This window comes from Cellulomonas sp. McL0606 (assembly GCF_058248365.1).
On the sequence record NZ_CM177779.1, the window covers coordinates 2,174,935 to 2,194,999 of the forward strand.

The 20,065-nt window shown below is 70.1% G+C and carries 13 protein-coding genes and 4 pseudogenes; all 17 read right to left on the reverse strand.

From position 1 onward, the window contains the following. Nucleotides 1-78: 78 nt before the first annotated feature. Nucleotides 79-1,208 (reverse strand): annotated as a pseudogene (aroB, locus tag AC38ZX_RS11065) (3-dehydroquinate synthase). Beyond that, nucleotides 1,205-1,784, reverse strand: a pseudogene (locus tag AC38ZX_RS11070) (shikimate kinase). The pseudogenes aroB and AC38ZX_RS11070 overlap by 4 nt, the downstream one beginning before the upstream one ends. Then, a complete protein-coding gene (locus AC38ZX_RS11075; RefSeq protein ID WP_491294115.1) occupies nt 1,739-3,010 on the reverse strand; it encodes a glycosyltransferase family 87 protein in 1,272 nt (423 codons plus the stop codon). Before AC38ZX_RS11075 ends, AC38ZX_RS11070 begins: the two are co-directional and overlap by 46 nt. Before the next feature lie 96 nt (nt 3,011-3,106). After that, the gene (aroC, locus tag AC38ZX_RS11080; RefSeq protein ID WP_491294118.1) at nt 3,107-4,297 is read right to left on the reverse strand and encodes a chorismate synthase; all 1,191 of its coding nucleotides are present in this window, start codon (nt 4,295-4,297) and stop codon (nt 3,107-3,109) included. A 78-nt stretch (nt 4,298-4,375) separates the two neighbouring features. Beyond that, entirely contained in the window at nt 4,376-5,179 is an 804-nt protein-coding gene (locus AC38ZX_RS11085; RefSeq protein WP_491294121.1) for a hypothetical protein, read from the reverse strand. Between the two features lies 1 nt (nt 5,180). Beyond that, complete coding sequence (locus tag AC38ZX_RS11090; RefSeq protein ID WP_491294124.1) at nt 5,181-5,546, reverse strand: hypothetical protein; 366 nt, start codon at nt 5,544-5,546, stop codon at nt 5,181-5,183. 328 nt (nt 5,547-5,874) lie between these two features. Then, nucleotides 5,875-6,939, reverse strand: a complete 1,065-nt coding sequence (gene pilM, locus AC38ZX_RS11095; protein WP_491294125.1) for a type IV pilus assembly protein PilM — start codon at nt 6,937-6,939, stop codon at nt 5,875-5,877. 102 nt (nt 6,940-7,041) lie between these two features. Beyond that, complete coding sequence (locus AC38ZX_RS11100; protein ID WP_426592049.1) at nt 7,042-7,827, reverse strand: prepilin peptidase; 786 nt, start codon at nt 7,825-7,827, stop codon at nt 7,042-7,044. A gap of 145 nt (nt 7,828-7,972) precedes the next feature. Next, complete coding sequence (locus AC38ZX_RS11105) at nt 7,973-9,850, reverse strand: hypothetical protein (protein ID WP_491294127.1); 1,878 nt, start codon at nt 9,848-9,850, stop codon at nt 7,973-7,975. 6 nt (nt 9,851-9,856) lie between these two features. Continuing rightward, nucleotides 9,857-10,606 (reverse strand): PilW family protein, encoded by a 750-nt coding sequence (locus tag AC38ZX_RS11110; RefSeq protein WP_491294129.1) that lies wholly within the window; start codon nt 10,604-10,606, stop codon nt 9,857-9,859. Then, nucleotides 10,603-12,516 (reverse strand): PulJ/GspJ family protein, encoded by a 1,914-nt coding sequence (locus AC38ZX_RS11115; RefSeq protein ID WP_491294131.1) that lies wholly within the window; start codon nt 12,514-12,516, stop codon nt 10,603-10,605. The genes AC38ZX_RS11110 and AC38ZX_RS11115 overlap by 4 nt, the downstream gene beginning before the upstream one ends. A 120-nt stretch (nt 12,517-12,636) precedes the next feature. Then, nucleotides 12,637-13,020, reverse strand: coding sequence for a type II secretion system protein (locus AC38ZX_RS11120; RefSeq protein ID WP_491294133.1), 384 nt, complete (start codon nt 13,018-13,020; stop codon nt 12,637-12,639). A gap of 225 nt (nt 13,021-13,245) precedes the next feature. Further along, nucleotides 13,246-14,479, reverse strand: a pseudogene (locus tag AC38ZX_RS11125) (type II secretion system F family protein). Then, nucleotides 14,479-16,089 (reverse strand): type IV pilus twitching motility protein PilT, encoded by a 1,611-nt coding sequence (locus AC38ZX_RS11130; protein WP_426592055.1) that lies wholly within the window; start codon nt 16,087-16,089, stop codon nt 14,479-14,481. Before AC38ZX_RS11130 ends, AC38ZX_RS11125 begins: the two are co-directional and overlap by 1 nt. A 132-nt stretch (nt 16,090-16,221) precedes the next feature. Next, nucleotides 16,222-17,897, reverse strand: a pseudogene (locus AC38ZX_RS11135) (GspE/PulE family protein). A 150-nt stretch (nt 17,898-18,047) separates the two neighbouring features. Beyond that, entirely contained in the window at nt 18,048-18,899 is an 852-nt protein-coding gene (locus AC38ZX_RS11140; protein ID WP_426592057.1) for a shikimate dehydrogenase, read from the reverse strand. After that, nucleotides 18,896-20,041 (reverse strand): endolytic transglycosylase MltG, encoded by a 1,146-nt coding sequence (mltG, locus tag AC38ZX_RS11145; protein ID WP_491294136.1) that lies wholly within the window; start codon nt 20,039-20,041, stop codon nt 18,896-18,898. Before mltG ends, AC38ZX_RS11140 begins: the two co-directional genes overlap by 4 nt. Nucleotides 20,042-20,065 lie beyond the last annotated feature (24 nt).

The following is a 20,065-nucleotide window of genomic DNA, read 5'->3' on the forward strand; positions in this document are numbered from 1 at the left end:
GGGTAGCGGTGCTCACGTCTCTCAGTTCTCTTGACTCTCGCACCTCACTCGGCAGGTTCTGCCTCGAGGTTGAGGTCGTCAGAGGGAGACGGTGCTCTGCGGTGTCGCCCCTTCGCTCACCTCGGCGTACGCCGCGGCGAGCAGGGCCGGGTCCGGCCCCTCGAGCCGGACCGGGCGGCCGACGTCCTCGAGCACGACGAACCGTAGGAGGTCGCCACGGGTCTTCTTGTCGCGACGCATGGCCGCCTGCAGCTGGTTCCAGCGGTCGCCGCGGTACGAGACCGGCAGTCCGAGCGACGACAGCACGGACCGGTGCCTGGCGACGACCTCGTCGGGCAGGCGTCCCGCGAGACGCGCGAGCTCGGCGACGAAGACCATCCCGACGGAGACGGCCGCGCCGTGCCGCCACTGGAAGCGCTCGACCAGCTCGACGGCATGGCCGAATGTGTGCCCGTAGTTCAGGACCTCCCGCAGGCCGGCCTCCCGCAGGTCCTCGCCGACCACCTGCGCCTTGACGGCGATCGCGCGCTCGACGACTCCAGCAGGACGTCCGAGGACGCGGCCGCCACGGGGTCCTGCAGCAGCGCCACGTTCGCCTCGACGAGCTCGAGGATGCGCGGGTCCGCGATGAACCCGCACTTGACCACCTCGGCGAGGCCCGAGACGAAATCGTTCCGCGGCAACGAGGCCAGCGCGGCCAGGTCGCAGAGAACCCCGACGGGCGGGTGGAACGCGCCGACCAGGTTCTTGCCCTCGGGCGTGTTGATGCCCGTCTTGCCACCCACCGCTGCGTCGACCATCGCGAGGAGCGTCGTCGGCACGTGCACCACCCGGATCCCGCGCAGCCAGGTCGCCGCGACGAAGCCGCCGAGGTCGGTGGTCGCTCCCCCGCCCACCGCGACCACGGCGTCCGTGCGCGTGAAGTCCGCCTGACCGAGCACACCCCAGAGGAAGGCGGCCACCTGTGCGGTCTTCGCCTCCTCGGCGTTGGGCACCTCCGCCAGGAACGTCTCGTAGCCGTGCTCGAGCAGGTCGGCACGCACGGCGTCCGCCGTCGTCGCCAGGGCCGCAGGATGCACGACGAGAACCCGGCGGACCTCGCCGCCGAGCAGCCCGGGGAGCTCACCGAGCAGGTGGTGACCGATCACGACGTCGTAGGGCCGGTCCCCGGCCACGGTGACGGTGCGCACCTCGCCGGTGGGGGTCATGCGCCGTGCCCGTCTGTCGCGGCAGCGCGCCGGGCCGCGGCCAGCTCGAGCTCGATGATCTCGGCGACCTCCGCCGGCCGACGATCGTCCGTCACCACGCTCAGCGTGGCCAGGCGCTCGTACACCGGCCGTCGGGCGTCCATCAGCGCCTGCCACTGCGATCGCGGGTTCCCCAGGAGGAGCGGGCGGGACTGGTTGAAGCCGACCCGCGGCGCCGCGTGCGCCAGCGACACGTCGAGGAAGACGACGACCCCTCCGTAGCCCACGTACTGGGTCAGCGCCTCGTCCGTCTGTGGGTCCAGCACCGCACCGCCGCCGAGGGCGAGCACCCCGTCGTGCTCGACGAGCGCACGCCCGACGGCCTCACGCTCGAGCGCGCGGAAGGCCGGCTCGCCGTCCTCCACGAAGATCTCGGCGATGGACTTGCCGGCGACGGTCTCGACGTCGGCATCGGTGTCGCGAGCCCCGAGCTTGCCACCTCTCGGCCAGCGCAGCCGCGACCGTCGACTTGCCTGAACCGGGGGGACCGATCAGGACGACGCGGGGACCGGGGACGGTACGGAAGGAGTCGGGCACGGAGGAAGGTTAGTCGCGATGCGCTCCCCCGTGGCACCGCCGACCGGCTCGGCCGTCCGCCGCCGCGCCGCCATCCCGTCGAGCACCAGCAACGCCACCGGGGCGACCACGAGGACGACGTTGCCCGCCGGCCAGAAGAACCACGCCGGCGAGACGTAGGGCCCGAGCACGAGGAGCGGCATGGCGGCCGTCACCGGGAGCCGCAACCGGCGCAGCACGCGGTCGTCCGACGTCCAGAGCCACAGCAGGACGACCGCGACGAGCGGGCCGGAGTAGTAGCTCAGCCGGAGCGGATCGAGGAAGAGACGGGCGGAGATGGCGAGCGCCACGGCCACCAGCGGCGATCCGCGCCGCCGCAGGCTCACGGCGGCACCGACGGCGCCGGCGAGCGCGCCCTGGATCGCGCGCAGCGTCCAGTCGGAACCGTGCACCCACCCGCCGATCAGGCCCAGCATCGACCCGCGCGGGATCCCCCACGCCATGTCGAGCGTCTTCACCTGACCGCCGAGCGCGAACGGCAGGTAGACCGACAGGACGACCGCAGCGAGCGTCGCGGAGCCGACGACGACCCCGCGCAGCCGGCGCCCGGTCAGCAGGACGCCCGCACCGATGATCCCCCACTGCTTGATCCCCGTCGCCAGGCCGATGAGGACCCCCGCGACCGCGAACCTGCCGCGTCCGGCGCTCAGTGCGGCGTTCGCCAGGAGCAGCCCGAGCAGGATCTCCTCCGGATGACCGTTGCCGACACCCTCCGCGAGAAATCCGCCCAGAGCGAGCGTCAGCCCGACCGCCCACTGCGCCGGGAGCTGCGCGGTCCCGGTGATCCGCGCGGCACGGCCCGCGGTCAACGTAGCCAACCAGGCGACGCCCGCGGCCTGTGTCGCCGACAGCATGAACACGACGGGAAGGCCCAGCGCCGCGAAGAGGCGGGCGGCCAGCCCGATGCCGGCCAGGTAGATCGGTCCGATCTGGAGCCCGGAGTCCGAGAACACGTCGAGGAACCCCGGACCGATCATCGCGACCCCGGCACGACGGAACCAGTCCGCGTCCCCGTCGACGATCGCGGCGCCGAGGAAGCCCTCCATCAGCACGCTCAGCACCACCACGAACGGCACCGGCCGGCGCCAGGTCGCCCGGAGCAGCCGATCGATGCCGGGCCGCTCGGTGGCGAGCCGCGCGAGCTCGTGGTCGAGCCACCGGCGTGCGCCCCCAGGTTCTCGGGGCACGCTGACAGGGATCGAGCTCACCGATGCGCGGGCCTCTCGTTCGGACGACGACACTCAAGGAGTCGGCATCCGGGGCGCCGCAGTTGAGCGAACGCCCTAGACGAGGAGCGTGGGGATGGCGGCGAGGTACGCCTCGAGGTTGCGGCGCACCTCCGCCAGCGAGTCGCCGCCGGTCTTCTCGAGCAGGGCGTCCGCGACCACGAGCGCGACCATGGCCTCGGCGACGACAGCCGCCGGCGGCACGGCGCACACGTCCGACCGCTGGTGCTGCGCCTTCGCGGCCTCACCGGTGGCGGTGTCGACGGTCGCCAGTGCACGCGGCACGGTCGAGATCGGCTTCATCGCCGCCCTGACCCGCAGGATCTCGCCGTTGGACATGCCTCCCTCGAGGCCGCCTGCCCGGTTCGAGCGGCGGACGATCCGGCCCGTCGCGTCGCGCTCCATCTCGTCGTGCGCCTGCGAGCCGCGACGCCGCGCCGTACGGAAGCCGTCCCCGACCTCGACGCCCTTGATCGCCTGGATCCCCATGAGCGCGGCCGCGAGGCGCGCGTCGAGGCGCCGGTCGCTGTGCACGTAGGAGCCGAGGCCCGACGGCACGCCGTACACCAGGACCTCCACCACGCCGCCGAGCGTGTCTCCGTCGCGGTGGCACTCGTCGATCTCGGCGACCATCGCAGCGGACGACGCCGCGTCGAAGCACCGGACCGGGTCAGCGTCCAGGGCCGCGACGTCGTCCGGCGTCGGCAGCGCCGCGGTCTCGGGGACCTCGATCTCGCCGATCCCGACGACGTGGGACACGAGCCGGATCCCCGCCGACTGCTCCAGCAGCCTGGCCGCGACGGTGCCGAGCGCGACGCGGGTGGCCGTCTCCCGGGCGCTGGCACGCTCCAGCACCGGACGCGCGTCGTCGAAGCCGTACTTGCGCATGCCGACCAGATCCGCGTGGCCGGGCCTGGGACGCGTGAGGGGCGCGTTGCGGGCGCGACCGAGCGCCTCCACGTCGTCGACGGGGTCCGCGGACATGACGTCGACCCACTTGGGCCACTCCGTGTTGCCGATCTCGATGGCGACCGGGCCGCCCTGCGTGATGCCGTGCCGAACGCCTGCGAGGAGCCGGACCTCGTCCTGCTCGAACTTCATCCGGGCGCCACGCCCATGACCCAGCCGACGACGAGCCAGCGCGGCCTGCACGTCCGACGTGCGGATCTCGATCCCGGCGGGCACGCCCTCGAGGATCCCGACGAGCGCGGGGCCGTGCGACTCACCCGACGTCAACCAACGAAGCATTCGGCGATCCTCCCATGACGCGGTCCACCCCCCGGGCCGCTGCCCGGGGGGTGGACCGTTCCGACGGTTCCGGTCGGCTCAGCCCGAGACCTTGACCATCGGGTTCTTCCCGGGCACAGCGCCCGGGAGAGGGGGCGTCGCGGCGTTCGGGTCGACCGGGGCGGGCACGGCCAGCGCATCGGGCAGCACGTAGGTGTACCCGGTGACGATCAGGTCCTGGTCGCCGTCGTTGATCGCCGGCTTCCCGGCGCTCGACGGAGCCGCCTGGAGCGCGGTGCCGGTGAAGCCCGTCACCAGGAACAGCCGGGCCGTCCCGTTCTGCAGGTCGTTCATGAACGCGAGCGTGTTGTCGTAGCTCCCCGTCGCGTCGATCGAGAACTGGATCGACGTGAAGCCTGTCGGGGCGCCGGTTGCCGGCGCAGCGGGCGCGGCCGGGGCCGCCGTCCCGTCGGTCGCGGCAGCCGTCCCGTTCGTCGCGGCGCTGCCGTCCGTGGCAGGTGCCGGTGCCGCCGTGACAGGCGCGGATGCCGGAATGACGACGGTCGGTGACGACGGGGTGATCGACGTGATCGTCACGCTGTGCGCGAGCGCGATCTGGTCGAGCTGCCGCAGGTAGTCGGAGAGCATCGCGTCCGTCGGGATCTGCTGCTGGATCACCGCGAGCTGCGCCTTGTAGTCGGGCAGCTTGGCGAACTCGGCCTTGAGCTGCGAGACCTGCATCGCGAGGACCTCGTTCTGCTGCCTCGTCTGCTCGGCCTCCGAGCGGGTCTCCGACGCGTTGGCGAGCTGCGGCGAGATCAGGACGAACCACGCGGCGGCCATGATGAGGACGGCCGCGAAGGCGGTTCCGCCGATCCAGGTGCTCTTCTTGGCGCCGGCCATCTCAGTTCTTCCCGTCGGTGCTGGTGAATCGCTTCGAGTACGCGGCGTCGGAGACCTGGACCGTCGCGGAGACCGTGAAGTAGGCGCCGCCCTCGCCATCGCCGACGCTGACGCTGGACACCCAGGCGTCCTGGAAGCCGGGGATGGAGTTGAGCGCGTCGACCATCGCAGAGCTGTCCGGCACCGTCAGGGAACGGGCGGTGAACGTGACCTGCCCGACGCTCGCCTGCTGCAGCGGGTCGGTGGGCGGCGGCGCGAGCACCATGGGCGTCGCCCCGCTCATCCCCCACGAGTCGATGCTGACGCCGGCCGGGAGCACGGCGGTGATGGCGTCCAGGTAGGGCTTCCACTGGACCTCGGTGGACATGCCCAGGGCACGTGCGCTCGTGGCCAGCTCAGCGCACCGAGCACCTGCGGCACCTCGGCGTACTTGGCCTGCTCGGCGTTCAGCCGCGACGTCTCGTTCTGCGCATCGCTCAGCTCGGACTTCGCCGTGGCCGACGAGATGAGAGACAGGCCGAGAGCGCCGGCACACACCACGACGGTCACGCCGAGGCTCACGAGGAGCCAGCGCTTCGTGCGCTGCAGCCCGCGGGCGGCGCGCACCTCAGGGGGCAGCAGGTTCACCTGCGGCAGGGAGCCGTTCAGGACCGAGGCGGCTGACGATCGCGACCTGGGGCGGTCGGTGACTGTGGTCATGCTGCAACTCCGTAGGCGAGTCCGACGGGGAGGGCGATGAACGACTCGAGGCCGTTGAGAGCGCCGCGCTGCGCGGTCTTGGCGGACCGGAGCCCGACCAGCGGGTCGCCGAGCGTGACGGCGAGCCGGCTCGCGCTCGACAGGTACTGCCCGAGCCCCGGCAGGTGCGACCCGCCACCCGTGAGCACGCACACGTCGATGCCGGCACCCGGGTTGTTGCTCGCGTAGTAGACGAAGGTGTTGCGTACGGACTCGACGAGTGCGCGGACCACGGTGCTGATGGCCTCCGCGGCCTCTGCCCGCTCGGGCGCCACCGAGAACCCGATGCCGACCTCGCGCTTGATCGCCTCGGCCTCCTGCGCGGAGACGCCGAGTGCGCTCGCCACGGCCGCGGTCACGTTCTGGCCGCCCGAGGGCAGGGAACGCACCAGGCGTGGCGAGCCGTGCGCGGAGATGACGACCGTCGTGATCGTCGCGCCGATGTCCACGAAGGCGGCGGTGGTCTGAGCCAGCTCGCCACGGGCGAGCGCCCGGTGCAGCGCGAACGCGTTCAGGTCCACCATCGTCGGCCGCAGACCGGCACCCTCGACGGCGATCACGTTCGCGTTGACCGTGTCGCGTTGGGCGGCGACGAGCATGCCGTTCACGGTGCGCCCTTGAGGGCCGTCGAACTCGGCGGTCGGGAAGTAGTCGAGAAGCGCATCGTCCGTCGACATCGGCAGCAGCTCACTGACCTGGTAGGGCAGCGACGCCTTCAGCTGCGCGAGCGGCATCCAGGGCAGATCGAGCTCGCGCACGATGACCCGCTGGTTGCCGACGCCGATCACGACGTCCTTCGACTCGAACTTGGCCTGCGCCCACAGCTGGCGCAGAGCGCTCGAGACCGTCTCCGGCTGGACGACCTCGCCGTCGCGCACCGCCCCGAGCGGCAGGGCGACCTGTCCGTAGCGGACGAGGATCGGCGGCTGCTTGCCGGCCGGCCCGCCGCCGCTGAACTCGAGCTTCGCCGCACGTACGCACGACGAACCGATGTCCAGCCCGATGACACGAGTGGTAGCCACGAGGGTCCTTCCGACGCGCTCAGATGAGGTTCTTTCGTGCTATCGGGACCGACACGTCCCGACTTGAGCACTCCGGGGCAACGGATGGCGCCCGGGCGGCGCTCACATGATGGAGAGGTACCAGGACCACACGGGCTCGCCGGCGACGATGCCCACGGCCGCGCCGAGGAGCATCCACGGGCCGAACGGGATGCCGGACTTTCGACCCGCTCGCCCGAGCACGACGAGGGCCAACGAGAAGATGCCGCCCAGCAGGAAGGCGCTGAACCACCCGATGGCCAAGGCGCCCCAGCCGAACCAGCCCAGGTAGAGGCCGAGCACACCGGCGAGCTTCACGTCGCCGAAGCCCATCCCGCGGGGGTACACCAGGACGAGCAGGAAGTAGACGAGGAACATCGCGACGCCACCGATCAGCGCACGTCCGAGGGCGGTCCAGTCGGCCTCTCCTCCGGGGTTCCAGCTCGCCAGCGCCAAGAGGGCGAGGGCGACGCCGTAGGACGGGAGCACGATCGCGTCCGGAAGCCGATGGGTCTCGAGGTCGATGAGCGCCAGGGCGACCGAGATCGCCGCCAGGTACAGCAACGCCGGCAGGACCCAGCTCGGCCCGGTGAACCACGCCGTGAGCGCGAACAGCACGCCCGTGCCGGCCTCGACGAGCGGGTACCGGGCCGAGATGGGGTTCCCGCAGTCACGGCACCGGCCGCGCAGGACGAGCCACGACACGACCGGGACGTTGTCGCGCGACCGGATCGCGTGCCCACACCTGGGGCAGGCGCTGGGCGGGTGCACCACGGACTCGCCGCGTGGCACCCGCCACACCACCACGTTGAGGAACGAGCCGATCACCAGGCCGACGACCCCGGCGAGGACCACCAGGATCCCCGTCACAGGGCTGCGGTCTCTGGCTCGAGCAGTCGGTCAGTCGTCATCGCGTCGTCCTTCTCCAGGTGTGCAGCAAGGTCCTAGAGGATGATCGGCGCGTCGGCGGCACTTCCTGAGTCGAACGCCCCTTCCGGCGCTCGTTCCGTTCGGATCAGGTGCGGTTCGCCTTCGGCGTGTTGACCTCACCGAAGTACCGCTGCGACCACTGGGCGTTCACCCAGCGTGGGAAGTACGGCGGCGCGGCGTACTTCAGTCGGCTGTCGTACACGTAGTTCTTCAGGTAGCCCGTCGCACCGGTGCCCGTCCCGACGATGCCACGCCAGCGCTGGGCGATCGATCCGTTGACCTGCAGCAGTCCCTGACCGGAGCCCTTGGCGTACTGCTGCACGTAGAACGAGTGCTGGAGCGTCTGGATCGACCCCATGATGTCGACACCGTTGACGACGACGGCACCGGTCGGGTCGGCGTACTGGACCGGCCAGCCGCTGACCTCGCCGACGTCGGTCGTGGTCGTCGCCCACTTGCAGCTGGTGCTCGGGCACCCGCTCGTCGGGCCGGCGACCTTCACCATCCAGGGGTGGTAGACCTCCACCGAGTTCGTGGCGACCATGCCGAGCATGTCCGGGCCGTTGAGGCCGCCCGCGAGCACCATGTCGCCGGTCGCGACGACGGACTGCTCGGCCGCCAGCGTCGTCCGGCCCTTCAGGACGCCCTGCACGTAGAGGTTGCCCTCCTGGCAGTACTTCGTGGTCTCGGTCGAGGTGAGGTCGTACGTGTAGGACTGGTTGTTGGCCGTCGGCTTGGCGGCGGCGACCGCGCCCGTGTAGGTGCCGAGCGGCAGCGTCGAGCCGGAGGGTCCACCGATCTGACCGGCGTCGCATCTCGTGTGCGCCAGGCCGGACGTGTCGCCGGACGCGTAGATGACCATGTTGTCGGGCACCGGGACGTTCGCACCCGCGGCATTGTTCAGATCGCTGACGAGCCCGCAGTTCGGTGCCGAGCCGCCGGGAGGCGCGATCGACGTGGGCGCGACGCCGCCGTTGTTGACGGACTTGCTCCACACCGTCATCGTCCCGTTGGAGTTGAAGACGATCCGGGTCGATCCGTGGTAGTGGCAGCCCGGATATCCCGCGAAGGCCGCCGACGTGTCGTCGAGGTACAGCGGCCCGTTGGTCGAGTACTGGGGCTTGACGCCGTTGAAGTTCGCCGTCGAGTAGCTGCCGCTGTTCTGCTTGCGCAGGCAGTACTTCCAGGTGCTCTGGGTCGACGTGACCGTGGCCGCGTTGCACTCCGGGTTGGCCGTCGTGAACCCGTTGGTGAACGTCGGGCCGCTCGCCAGGACCGAGTCGTTGGAGAAGACCGAGCCGTCGAGCGTGTCCCCGGCGACGAACGTGATCTCGACGCAGGACGCGTTGTTGCGGCCTTCCCACCAGTACTGCGCGTTGGCGTACCCGGTGCCGCCGCAGGCGGCGGAGGGCGCTGAGGGGTAGGCCTGGACGTTCGACGGGTCGGCGGACTCGAAGTCGGTGTAGTAGACGTAGTCGGTCGACCCACCCTTGCCGACGGCGGCCTCGACGGTCCGGTACCTACCGTTGATGCGGCCCGTCACCGTGAGCGTGACCGTGCCGTCGGTGCCTGCCTTCGAGGCGTCCAGGGAGTAGTGGAAGTACGCCGCCCTGGGGTCGGTGGTGCCCGCCTTCACCGGGAGCCACCCCATCGGGGTGGCGTTGGTCCAGCCGCACGTGTTGCCCGTGACGCCCGGACCCTTGAGGGCGAGGTTCGTGCAGTCGATGGTCTTGTAGTACGTGTCGTCCCGGTTCAGGCGCGAGATGAAGTCGTCGACACCGGACTGCGCAGCGGTCATCGACCCGGAGAAGTCCTGGTCGTATCGCGCGAACTTCTGGCTCGACAGCGAGTAGGCGAGCGCCGTCAGGGCGAGCATCGCGAGGATGAGCATCGTGCCCACGACGAAGACCAGGGCGAAGCCTTCGTCCTCGTCCGGGGCGGGAGCGAACCTGGAGCGGATCACGAGCCGTCATCCTCCTGGCGCAAGATCGCCTGCGCGTTCGGCAGGGTCAGTCGCTGGATATAGGTGGTGGGTCTGACGCGGGTGGTGTTCTGGGCCTGCACCGTGACCGTCGAGCTCGATTGCGAGGACGTGAGACAGGTCGGTCGCCGAGAGTGAGGCGCCGGACGCCGGCAACAGGCGCGTGCCCGCGCCGTCGTAGTAGGCGAACATCGGCGTCCCCGTCGCCGTCTGGACCCCCCTCGCGAGCGTCTGGGTGTTCAGCCGCGCCTTGCACAGAGACGTCGCACCGGACGCCTCGGCGTCGCAGTACACGTAGCCCGACGACGTCGGTACGTTCGAGTCGGGCGTCTGCACCTTCTCGACCAGGGTCCCGACACCGGTCCCGGTCGCCGTGATCGCGTACGTCACGCGGCTGGGCCCGACGGTGTTCCCCGGGTTGTTGATGTTCGCGTAGAACTGCACGGAGTAGTCCTTGCCGACGACGAACGCGTCCTGCGTGCACAACGTGCACGTCGACGTCAGCTGACTGGGCATGACCGCCGTGCGCAGCTTCTTGGAGACCGTCTCCACGGTGGTGCGCGCGACGTCGATCTGGTCCTGCCGGCTCACGCTCTGTCCGTTGGTCCGGGCGAACCCGATCGTCAGGGAGGCCGTCGCTGCGATGACGATCCCGAAGATGATCATCGTCATGAGCATCTCGACCAGCGAGGTACCGCGGTCGCGGTCGCCCAGACGTCGACGGATCGTGGTGATCATGGTCCCTTCACCGCCGTGGGTGCGTCCGAGGACGTCTTGGTCAGCGTGCCGGACGACGGACCGACGGCGTACGTGCCGATCGAGGTGCAGGCGTTGCCGCCCGAGCTCTTGTTCCACACGTAGGCGTAGTACGTCGTGTTCGGGGCGGTGAGCGGGCGAGGTGCCTGGATGCTCAGCGTCGAGTTGCTGGTCGTCGTCGGTCCCTGCACGCCGAGCGTCGGGGTCGGCGTCGCCGTCGTGGTCGTGCAGGTGGTCGACGAGGTGCTCCAGACGACGTACCGGGAGTTGCTCAGCCCGCTCACCGCGAGCGTGGCGTACGTCGTCGGGAAGGCCTTCAACGTCGTGACCCCGTACGGGACGGTGAACGAGTTGATCGCGGTGGGGAAGAGCACGCACGTGCCGTTGGACGCGCCGTTCGTCTGCCAGACGTAGTAGTCGCCGGCCGGGATGGCCATCGGTGCGGTCCTGGCCGCGTCCACGTTGATCGCGGGCGGCGAGGCGATCGCCGGGCAGGTCGACGGGGTGGCGCCCAGTCCGGACGCCTTCTTCTCGACCATCCAGACGCTGCCGCCGCCCGGGACGCTCTGCAGCTGGAGCATCGTGCTCCCCCAGGTGGTGTCGTCGTTGTCGCCCGACCCGTAGGCGACGGCCTTCGGACCGGGTGAGCAGGCGAAGTTCGAGCCGATGGCGTAGAGGTCATAGGCGCCGGGCATGAGGTCGAACGACGCCTCGGTACCCGACGCGGCGAACCCGGAGGCGGCCGGGCACGTGGTCGCGGTGCCCGCGGGGACCGCCACCACCTTGGTGGTACCGGCGGGGAGGTTCACCACGCCGATGTGCGCCATCTCGAAGGGGATGTCGAGGGTCACCGAGCCGCCGGCGGTCAGCTTGCTGACCGAGTACCCGCCGGCCGGCGCGACGGCGCCGAAGAAACCGCCGTAGGTCGTGGGGTACATCCCGGACAGGACGGTGGTCACACCCGTGACGGTCCGGGTGGACTGGCCGCTCGCGCCCGAGTACTGCGAGGCGACGAGGCTGACCGAGGACCCGTTGACCTGGGCGTCGCTGAGCGCTCCCCCGTCGCTCCGCACCAGGTGCAGCGTGACCGAGCCTGCCTTGCCGACCGCGAAGCTGGCGCCGGAGTAGATCTTGCTCGGCAGCAGAGGCCCCGTGCTCTTGGACGGGTTCACGTTGCCGGAGATGTCCACGTACGAGCTGTTGTTGACCTTGACGACGTACGTCGTGCCCGCCGCCGCCGGGGTCACGCGGATGACCGCGCACCCTGTCGAGTCGGTGAACGCGCTGGTCACCGCGGTGCCGGTCGCCGTCACCTGGATCCCCGAGAGGGGTGCCGCGTCCTGGTCGACGACCTTCGCGGCGATGAACGAGTCCAGGGTCGAGACGCCGGTGTCCTTGTCGGGGGCGAACGAGGCGTTGTTGGTGACGGGCTTGACGGAGCCCATGTGGGCCCAGGTGACCGTCACGTTCACGCCGAGGCTGGGATAGGCGACGAGCGATCCGCCCTCGCACGCGGATGCTCCCGTGCCGGTGATGTTCCACGCGGAGCTGCGGCTCACCGTGTACCGGGTGCCGTCGACGACGAGGGGCTGCCCGGCGGTGCCGCCGACGAGGGGGTTCGGGTTGACGACCAGGCCGGCGTTGGCCAGGTCGACCGGGCCGGAGTCCGTCGCGCCGAACTGCTCGCGCACGAGGTCGATCTCACGGGCCGCGAGGTTCGCGGCGGCGATCCGGTCACGGTTCCGGACGCCCTGTGCCTGCGTGTTCATGATGATGCCGATGACCGCGATCGCCATCGAGCCGAGGATCACCATCGCGATGACGAGCTCGATCAGCGTCGTGCCCTGCTCCGAGGCGTCCTGCCCTGCATGCCGTAGTGCTCGGCGCATCATCGGCTCTCCGTTCGCGGTCGTGCGAGTCCATCTGGGGTCCAGCCGTACGACGGAGGGGCGGGGGCCTGTGCCACCCGCCCCTCCGACGTACCTACCGCGACGAGGTCGCGGCTGCTCGCATCACGGGCAGGCAACGCCCTTGGTCAGACCGTTCGCGGCCGAGTACGAGACGACGCTCTTGGTGCCGCCGCTGTACGCGATCTGGACGCACCAGCCGGTCGAGTCCGCGGTGGTGTCGGTCGGGCTCGGCTCCTTGTACGTGACGACCGGCGTGATGTTGGACGCCTTGCCCACGTCGTTCGTGGCGACGAGGTAACGGGCACCCGCCGAGTCGAGCGCGACGCCGCCGGCACCCGCCAGCGGGGCGGTCGCGTCGACGTAGTACGTGGCGACCTCCTTGCCGAGGGTCGAGACGTCGGACGTCGCGGCCGTGTCCTGAGCCTTCTTGCGCTGGTTCAGAAAGACGGGGATCGCGATGGCCGCGAGGATCCCGATGATGATCATGACGACGAGGAAGCGATAAGGGTGAATCCCTTGTCCTTCTCGTCCATGGACTTACGAATGCGAGCGATCACGGTCAGACTCCCCTAAGAATGAGTTGCGGATGTCGGTGTCACGTTCAGTCCGGCTGGTGCCGGTTCAGTCGAGCAATTTCTGTATCGGGCGGATGCGCCCTGACCTTGAGCCGAGGTTCCCTCTGCGCCCCAATTCACTCGGGCGGAGCAATGCTCAGCTGATCAGGTTGAAGATTCCGAAGATCGGCATGTACATGGCGATGACCATGGATCCGACGATCGCGCCGATGACGACGATCATGAGGGGCTCGATGAGGCTCGTGAGCTGCTCGGTGGTCGCCTCGACCTCGTCGTCGTAGAAGTCGGCGACCTTGCCCAGCATCGTGTCCAGCGCGCCGGTGTCCTCACCGACCGCCATCATCTGCACGACCATCGGAGGGAACACGGGGTGCTGGGAGAGGGGCCCAGCCAGAGACTCGCCTCGCCTGACGGACTCCTGGACGGCTCTGGCGGCCTTCTCGATCACGAGGTTGCCGCTGGTCTCGCCGACGATGTCCAGGGCCTGCAGCAAAGGGACGCCGGCGTGCAGCATGGTGCCGAAGTTGCGCGTGAACCGGGAGACCGCGATCTTTCGGAACAATTGCCCGAAAACGGGCACCTTGAGCTTCCAGGGATCGACGCGCTCGCGAATTCCGCGGTCGTTCTTGTGCTTTCCCCACCAGACGGAGAAGATCACGAGGGCGATGGTGAACGGGATGATCGTGATCTTCACGAACTGGGACAGCCACATGAGGATCTTCGTCGGCAGCGGCAGCTGTCCGCCGAGGGACGCGAACATGCCGGCGAAGACCGGCACGATGAACAGCAGCATGCCGGTGGTGGCCAGGATCGCCACGACGAACACCACGACCGGATAGGTCATCGCGGACTTGATCTTTCCGCGGAAGCTTGACCTCGGCCTCGAAGTTGTTGGCCACGGAGATGAGGGTCTCGTCGAGGAAACCGCCGACCTCGCCGGCCTTGACCATGTTGATCATCAGCGGCGGGAAGACGTCGGCGTGCTTGTTCAGCGCGACCGAGAAGGCGGTGCCGACCTCGACGTCGTTGCGGACCTGCGCCACGACCTTGGCGAGCGCCTTCGACTCTGTCTGGTCCGCCAGGATCGACAGCGCGCGGAGAAGCGAGAGGCCCGAGTCGATCATCGTCGCCAGCTGGCGCGACATGATCGCCAAGTCCTTCAGCGAGATCTTGTTGCCGCCGAAGCCGGGGATGCTGAGCTCGGTGTTGAAGCCACCGGTGCTGACCTCGGAGATCGAGACGGCGGCCAGGCCCATCTCCCGCAGCCGGTTGGCCACGGCCGCCTGGTTGGGCGCCTCGACGCGACCCTTCGCGATCTTGCCCGACTTGTCCCGGACGGCGTACTCGTACGTCTTCGTCCCGCCGGCCATCAGAGCGTCTGGCTTCCGTGCGAGGACCCGCCCATGCTCGCCTGGTCACCCAGGCCGGCTGCGCCCTGCGACCCGCCGGAGAACCGGCCGGTCAGACGGTTGAAGTCCTCCACGTGGTGGCACTTCTCCAGTCCGGTCTCGTAGGTGATCTTCCCGGTCTTGACCAGCTCGCTGAGGTGCTGGTCCATCGTGTGCATGCCCTGCTTGGCACCGGCCTGCATCGCCGAGTAGATCTGGTGCGTCTTGCCCTCGCGGATCAGGTTGCGGATGGCCGGGGTGGCGGTGAGCACCTCGGTGGCCACCACACGACCGGGCGAGTCGGAGCGCTTGGCCAGCGTCTGGCAGACGACGCCCTGGAGCGCGCCGGCCAGCTGCGTGCGGACCTGCGCCTGCTGGTGCGCGGGGAACACGTCGATCACGCGGTCGACCGTCTGGGCGGCGTCCTGCGTGTGGAGCGTGGCGAACACCAGGTGACCGGTCTCGGCCGCCGTCAGGGCCACGGAGATCGTCTCCAGGTCGCGCATCTCGCCGACCAGGATGATGTCCGGGTCCTGCCGCAGGACGTGCTTGAGCGCGTTGGCGAACGAGTGCGTGTCCTGCCCGACCTCACGCTGGTTGACCACGCACTTCTTGTGCCGGTGCAGGAACTCGATGGGGTCCTCGACCGTCATGATGTGGTCCTGGCGGGTGCGGTTGGCCAGGTCGACGATCGACGCGAGCGTGGTCGACTTGCCGGAACCGGTGGGCCCGGTCACCAGGACGAGACCACGGGGCAGCCCGGCGAAGGTGCCGACGACGGCCGGCACCCCGAGCTGCTCGAGCGGCTTGATCTCGTAGGGGATGACACGGAAGGCCGCACCGATCGACTCGCGCTGCTGGTAGATGTTCACCCGGAACCGCGCCAGGCCGCGGACGGCGTAGGACAGGTCCAGCTCGAGGTTGGCCTCGAACTTCTCGCGCTGCTTCTGGGTGAGGAAGGCATAGAGCGAGCGACGCAGGCCCTCGGGCATGACCTGGCCGAAGCCGTCCAGCGGGTGCAGGGACCCCGAGATGCGGACCATCGGCGTCGTGCCGGTGGTGAGGTGGACGTCCGAGGCGCCGACCCGGACCATCTCCGTCAGGATCGCGTCGATGGGCAGGTCGCCCTCCTGCGAGTCCTCTCCCATCCCGCGGCGCGGCACACGGTCGCGTCCCGCCGCGCGCTGAGTGGGCGGTGCGGGGGGCGCCGGGGGCGACGGCACGGCGGCCACCGGTGCCGGGCGGGGTTCGCTCGGCTGCTGCGGGGCCGGCAGGAAGGTGGTCGGAGCGGTCGGCGAGGCCTGGTACGGAGCCTGCGGCGCGGCATGGACAGGAGCCTGCGGTGCCGGAGGTGCCGCCTGGTACGGAGCCGGGGGCCCACCAGCGTACGGAGCCTGCGCCGGCGGCTGGTACGACGGCGGCGAGGCGACCGGTGGCGGCGGCCCGGTGGGCACGACGCTCTGCGACGGGATGGGCGAGTAGCTGGTCTGCAGGACCGGTGCGTCGGCACCGAGCGGCTGAGGGCCGGCCTGCCGGTAGGGCGGCAGCTGCCGCTGGGGCTCCCCGAGAGGGGCCTGATAGGACTCGCTCACGTCATTCCTCCACGTGTTCGGCTGGTGCGGGACGACACGGACATGAGTCCACCGGCACGTCGTTCTGGAGCGTTCATCGGTCCGACGGGTGCCTGACTTGAGACATAGCCGCACCTCGGTGGGTGCACGGGCCTACGCGACGACGCGCAGGATCTCCTCGATCGACGTGTCACCCAGGGCGACCTTCTGCCAGCCGTCGTCGCGCAGCGGGATCATGCCCTGCGCGCGCGCGGTCGCGGCGATGTCCGTCGAGGAGGAGTGCGCGACCGCGTGACGTTCGATGTCCTCGGTCACGCGCATGACCTCGTGCAGCGCGAGCCGGCCGCGGTAGCCGGTCTTCGAGCACGTCACGCAGCCCACCGGTCGCGTGTAGAGCCCGGCAGCGGCTCGCCGTCGACCCACGGGAACCGTGCAGCGAGCATCTCCTGCGGGGTCGGCTGGTACGGCTCCTTGCACTTGGTGCACAGCCGGCGGGCCAGGCGCTGGGCGACGATGCAGTCGAGCGCCGAGCCCACGAGGAACGGCTCGATGCCCATCTCGGTCAGGCGCGTGACTGCGGAGGGCGCGTCGTTGGTGTGCAGCGTCGACAGGACGAGGTGACCGGTGAGCGCGGCCTCGATCGCGATCTGGGCGGTCTCGTGGTCACGGATCTCACCCAGGAGGACCACGTCCGGGTCGGACCGCAGGATCGACCGGAGCGCACCGGCGAAGGTCAGTCCGGCCTTGACGTTCACCTGGACCTGGTTGATGCCGTCGAGCCGGTACTCGACCGGGTCCTCGACCGTGATGACGTTGATCTCGGGCTTGGAGACGGCGTTGAGCGTCGCATACAGCGTGGTCGACTTCCCCGAACCCGTCGGGCCGGTGACCAGGATCATCCCGTAGGGCTTGGTGTACGCCTCGCTGTAGACCTCGTAGTTGGACTCGAGGAAGGACAGGTCGCGCAGGTCCAGGCTCGCGGTCGAGTTGTCGAGGATGCGCATGACGATCTTCTCGCCCCACACCGTCGGCAGCGTGGCCACGCGCAGGTCGATCTTGCGGCCGTTGTGGACCACCGACATGCGGCCGTCCTGCGGCTTGCGGCGCTCGGCGATGTCGATGTCGCTCATGATCTTCACGCGGCTGATGACGCCGCTCTGGATCTGCTTGGGGGCGCGCTGGGTCTCGTGCAGCACGCCGTCGATGCGGTACCGGACCCGCAGGTCGTGCTCGGACGGCTCGATGTGGATGTCGGACGCGCGGTCGGTGATCGCCTGGGTCACCAGAAGGTTGACGAACCGCACGATCGGCGCGTCGTCGTCGGAGATCTCCCCCATCTTCGACAGGTCGGCCTCGGGCTCGACGTCGATGTCCTCGAACGCCTGCGACAGGCCTTCCATCTCGTCGTCGGCGCGGCAGAACCGGTCGATCGCACGCATGAGGTTGTCGTGGGTCGCGACGACCGAGATGACCGGCATGCCCGCCATCGAACGCACGTCGTCGACGGCCATGACGTTGCCGGGGTCGGCCGTGGCAAGCACGATCGAGCCGCCCTCCAGGGCGACGGGCAGGACGGTGTAGCGGCGGCAGAGCGCGGCGGGCACGAGGCTCAGGGCCGTGCGGTCGACCGGGTAGTCGTCCAGGTCGATGAACTGCATCCCGACCTGCGCGGCCAGGGCCTTCACCAGCTGGCCCTCGGTGAGCACACCGAGCTCGACCAAGGTCCGACCCAAGGACGACCCGCGGGCCATCGTCTCGTCGAGCGCCGCGAGCAGCTGGCCCTCGGTCACGAGCCCTTCGTCGAGCAGGATCTCCCCGAGCTGCTTCACGCGCGTACCTCCGATCGAGCCGCGGCCGGGGTGGCAGCGCGGGTCTACCCACCCATCGGCATCCACCCGTAGCCGGGTGAGCAACGCGAAGGGCGAGTTTCGGTGGGCGTGCCCACCGGACCGGCGTCGGGACGCCTCAGCCACGACGAGTCAGGAGCCGGCGCCCAGGCCGTCCTCGAGCGCGGCGGACATCGGGGCGAGCGGTCCGGCGTGCCCGGTCATCAACCGGACCTGCTCCGCGGCCTGGTGCAGCAGCATCCGCTCGCCCGCCACACTCACTCCCCCGGCGGCGACCCATGCGACGGACAGCGCCGTCGGCCGGGGGTCGTAGGCGACATCCAGCAGCACGCCCGAGACCGGCCCGGCGAGCTCGGCCGCCAGCGGGTCCGCGGCGCGCGGGGGCAGCGTCGACACGACGACGTCCGCCCGTCCGACCTCGGCGGCGGCCGCGTCGAGCGACCGGAAGACGGGCGTGACGCCCATCCGGTGCGCGGCGCGCATCAGAGCACCGGCCCGCGACAGGGCGCGGACGTAGACCACCGGCGAGGCGCACCCCAGCTGGGCCAGGGCCGCGAGCGTCGACGACGCGGTCGCGCCGGCGCCGAGGACCGCCGCCGTGACCACCGGACGCCCGTGCAGCCCCTCGCCCAGCGCCGCGACCAGCCCGTGCACGTCGGTGTTGGCGCCGACGAGCACGCGCGACCCACCGGCGCCCTGGAGCAGCACGGTGTTCACGGCGCCGACCACTTGCGCCAGCGGCTCGACGTGGTCGAGCAGCGGGATCACGGTCTGCTTCAGGGGCATGGTCAGGCTGAGCCCGGCCCAGGTCTCGTCGAGACCAGCGACGAACCCCGGCAGCCCGTCCTCGGTCACGTCGACCGCGTCGTAGCTCCACGCGTCGAGCCCGAGCGCCGCGTAGGCAGCGCGGTGCAGCGCGGGCGACAGCGAGTGCGCGACCGGGTGACCCAGGACTGCCGCTCGCCGCGGAGCGGCCGCCGTCACTTCCCGTTCGCCGCGTTCCAGTCGCGCAGCTTCTGGATGTTCGCGTCCTGCTCGTCCTGCGTGTCGGCGAACAGCGTCTCGCCCGTGACCGGGTTGACCGTCACCCAGAACAGCCAGGTCCCGTCGGCGGGATTCATGACGGCGTCGATCGACGCCGTACCCGGGGACGCGATCGGGCCGGGCGGGAGCCCGACGCGCACGTACGTGCTGTACGGGTTGCTGGCGTCGTGGTTCTCGGCGGCCGTAGGCGCTCGGGTCACACCGAGCCCGTACGCCGTCGTCGAGTCGATGCCGAGCGGCATCTGCCGGGCGAGCCGGTTCTCGATGCCACGCGCGACCTTGGGCCGGTCCTCGGGAAGCTTGGCCTCGCGCTCCACGATCGACGCCTTGATGAGCACGGTCTCCCACTGGTCCTGCGGCACGCCCTCGGCCTGGAGCTGCTTGATCGTCTGAGCGGTCATCTGGCTGAGCACGCTCGCGGCGCTCGAACCGGGTTCCACGTCGTACGTCGCCGGGAACAGCCAGCCCTCGACGTTCCCGCCGGCCTCGGCCGGCAGGCCGATCGAGGCGGGATCGGCGATCGCTGCCTGCAGGTCGGCGACGGGGATCAACGTCTTCTCGTTGATCTTGGCCACCGTCTGGTCCTTGTTCAGGCCCTCGGCGATGGTGACCTTGAACGAGACCCGGCTGGCGGGCTCCAGGAGCGCGGTCACGGCGTCCGACGACTTCATCTCGAGCAGCATGTTGTACGTGCCGGGCTGGATCTTGCTGCTCCCCGGGTTGTCGGCGAACGCCTGGTTGAACGCCTTGGTGCTCGCCACGACGCCCGCGTCGACGAGGCTTGCGGCCATCTGGGCGCCGGTCGCCCCGGGCTTGATCACGACGGTGGCGCTGCCGTGACCCGGACCGGGGTAGTCGTCGACGTTGCCCGCGGTGGCCGAACCGCCGTTGAAGAATCCACCCATCAGCTCGACGACGACGTATCCGGCGCCGAGCACCATCACGAGGGCGACCACGAGGACGCCGACCGATCGGCGGCGACGGCGCTTGCGCTCGCGCTGCTCCTTGGCCCGGTCGCGGGACCGGGACGAACGACGAGGATCGGGAGCACCGGGCTCGCCTCCGAACAGGTCGGACGTCACCTCGTCACCTCGCTCAACCGGGGC

Coding starts and splice junctions, on each gene's coding strand:
- aroC (WP_491294118.1), bottom strand. CDS start 4,297: ATGCTTCGTTGGTTGACGTCGGGTGAGTCGCACGGCCCCGCGCTCGTC.
- AC38ZX_RS11085 (WP_491294121.1), bottom strand. CDS start 5,179: ATGGCCGGCGCCAAGAAGAGCACCTGGATCGGCGGAACCGCCTTCGCG.
- AC38ZX_RS11090 (WP_491294124.1), bottom strand. CDS start 5,546: ATGTCCACCGAGGTCCAGTGGAAGCCCTACCTGGACGCCATCACCGCC.
- AC38ZX_RS11110 (WP_491294129.1), bottom strand. CDS start 10,606: ATGATCACCACGATCCGTCGACGTCTGGGCGACCGCGACCGCGGTACC.
- AC38ZX_RS11115 (WP_491294131.1), bottom strand. CDS start 12,516: ATGATGCGCCGAGCACTACGGCATGCAGGGCAGGACGCCTCGGAGCAG.
- AC38ZX_RS11120 (WP_491294133.1), bottom strand. CDS start 13,020: ATGATCATCATCGGGATCCTCGCGGCCATCGCGATCCCCGTCTTTCTG.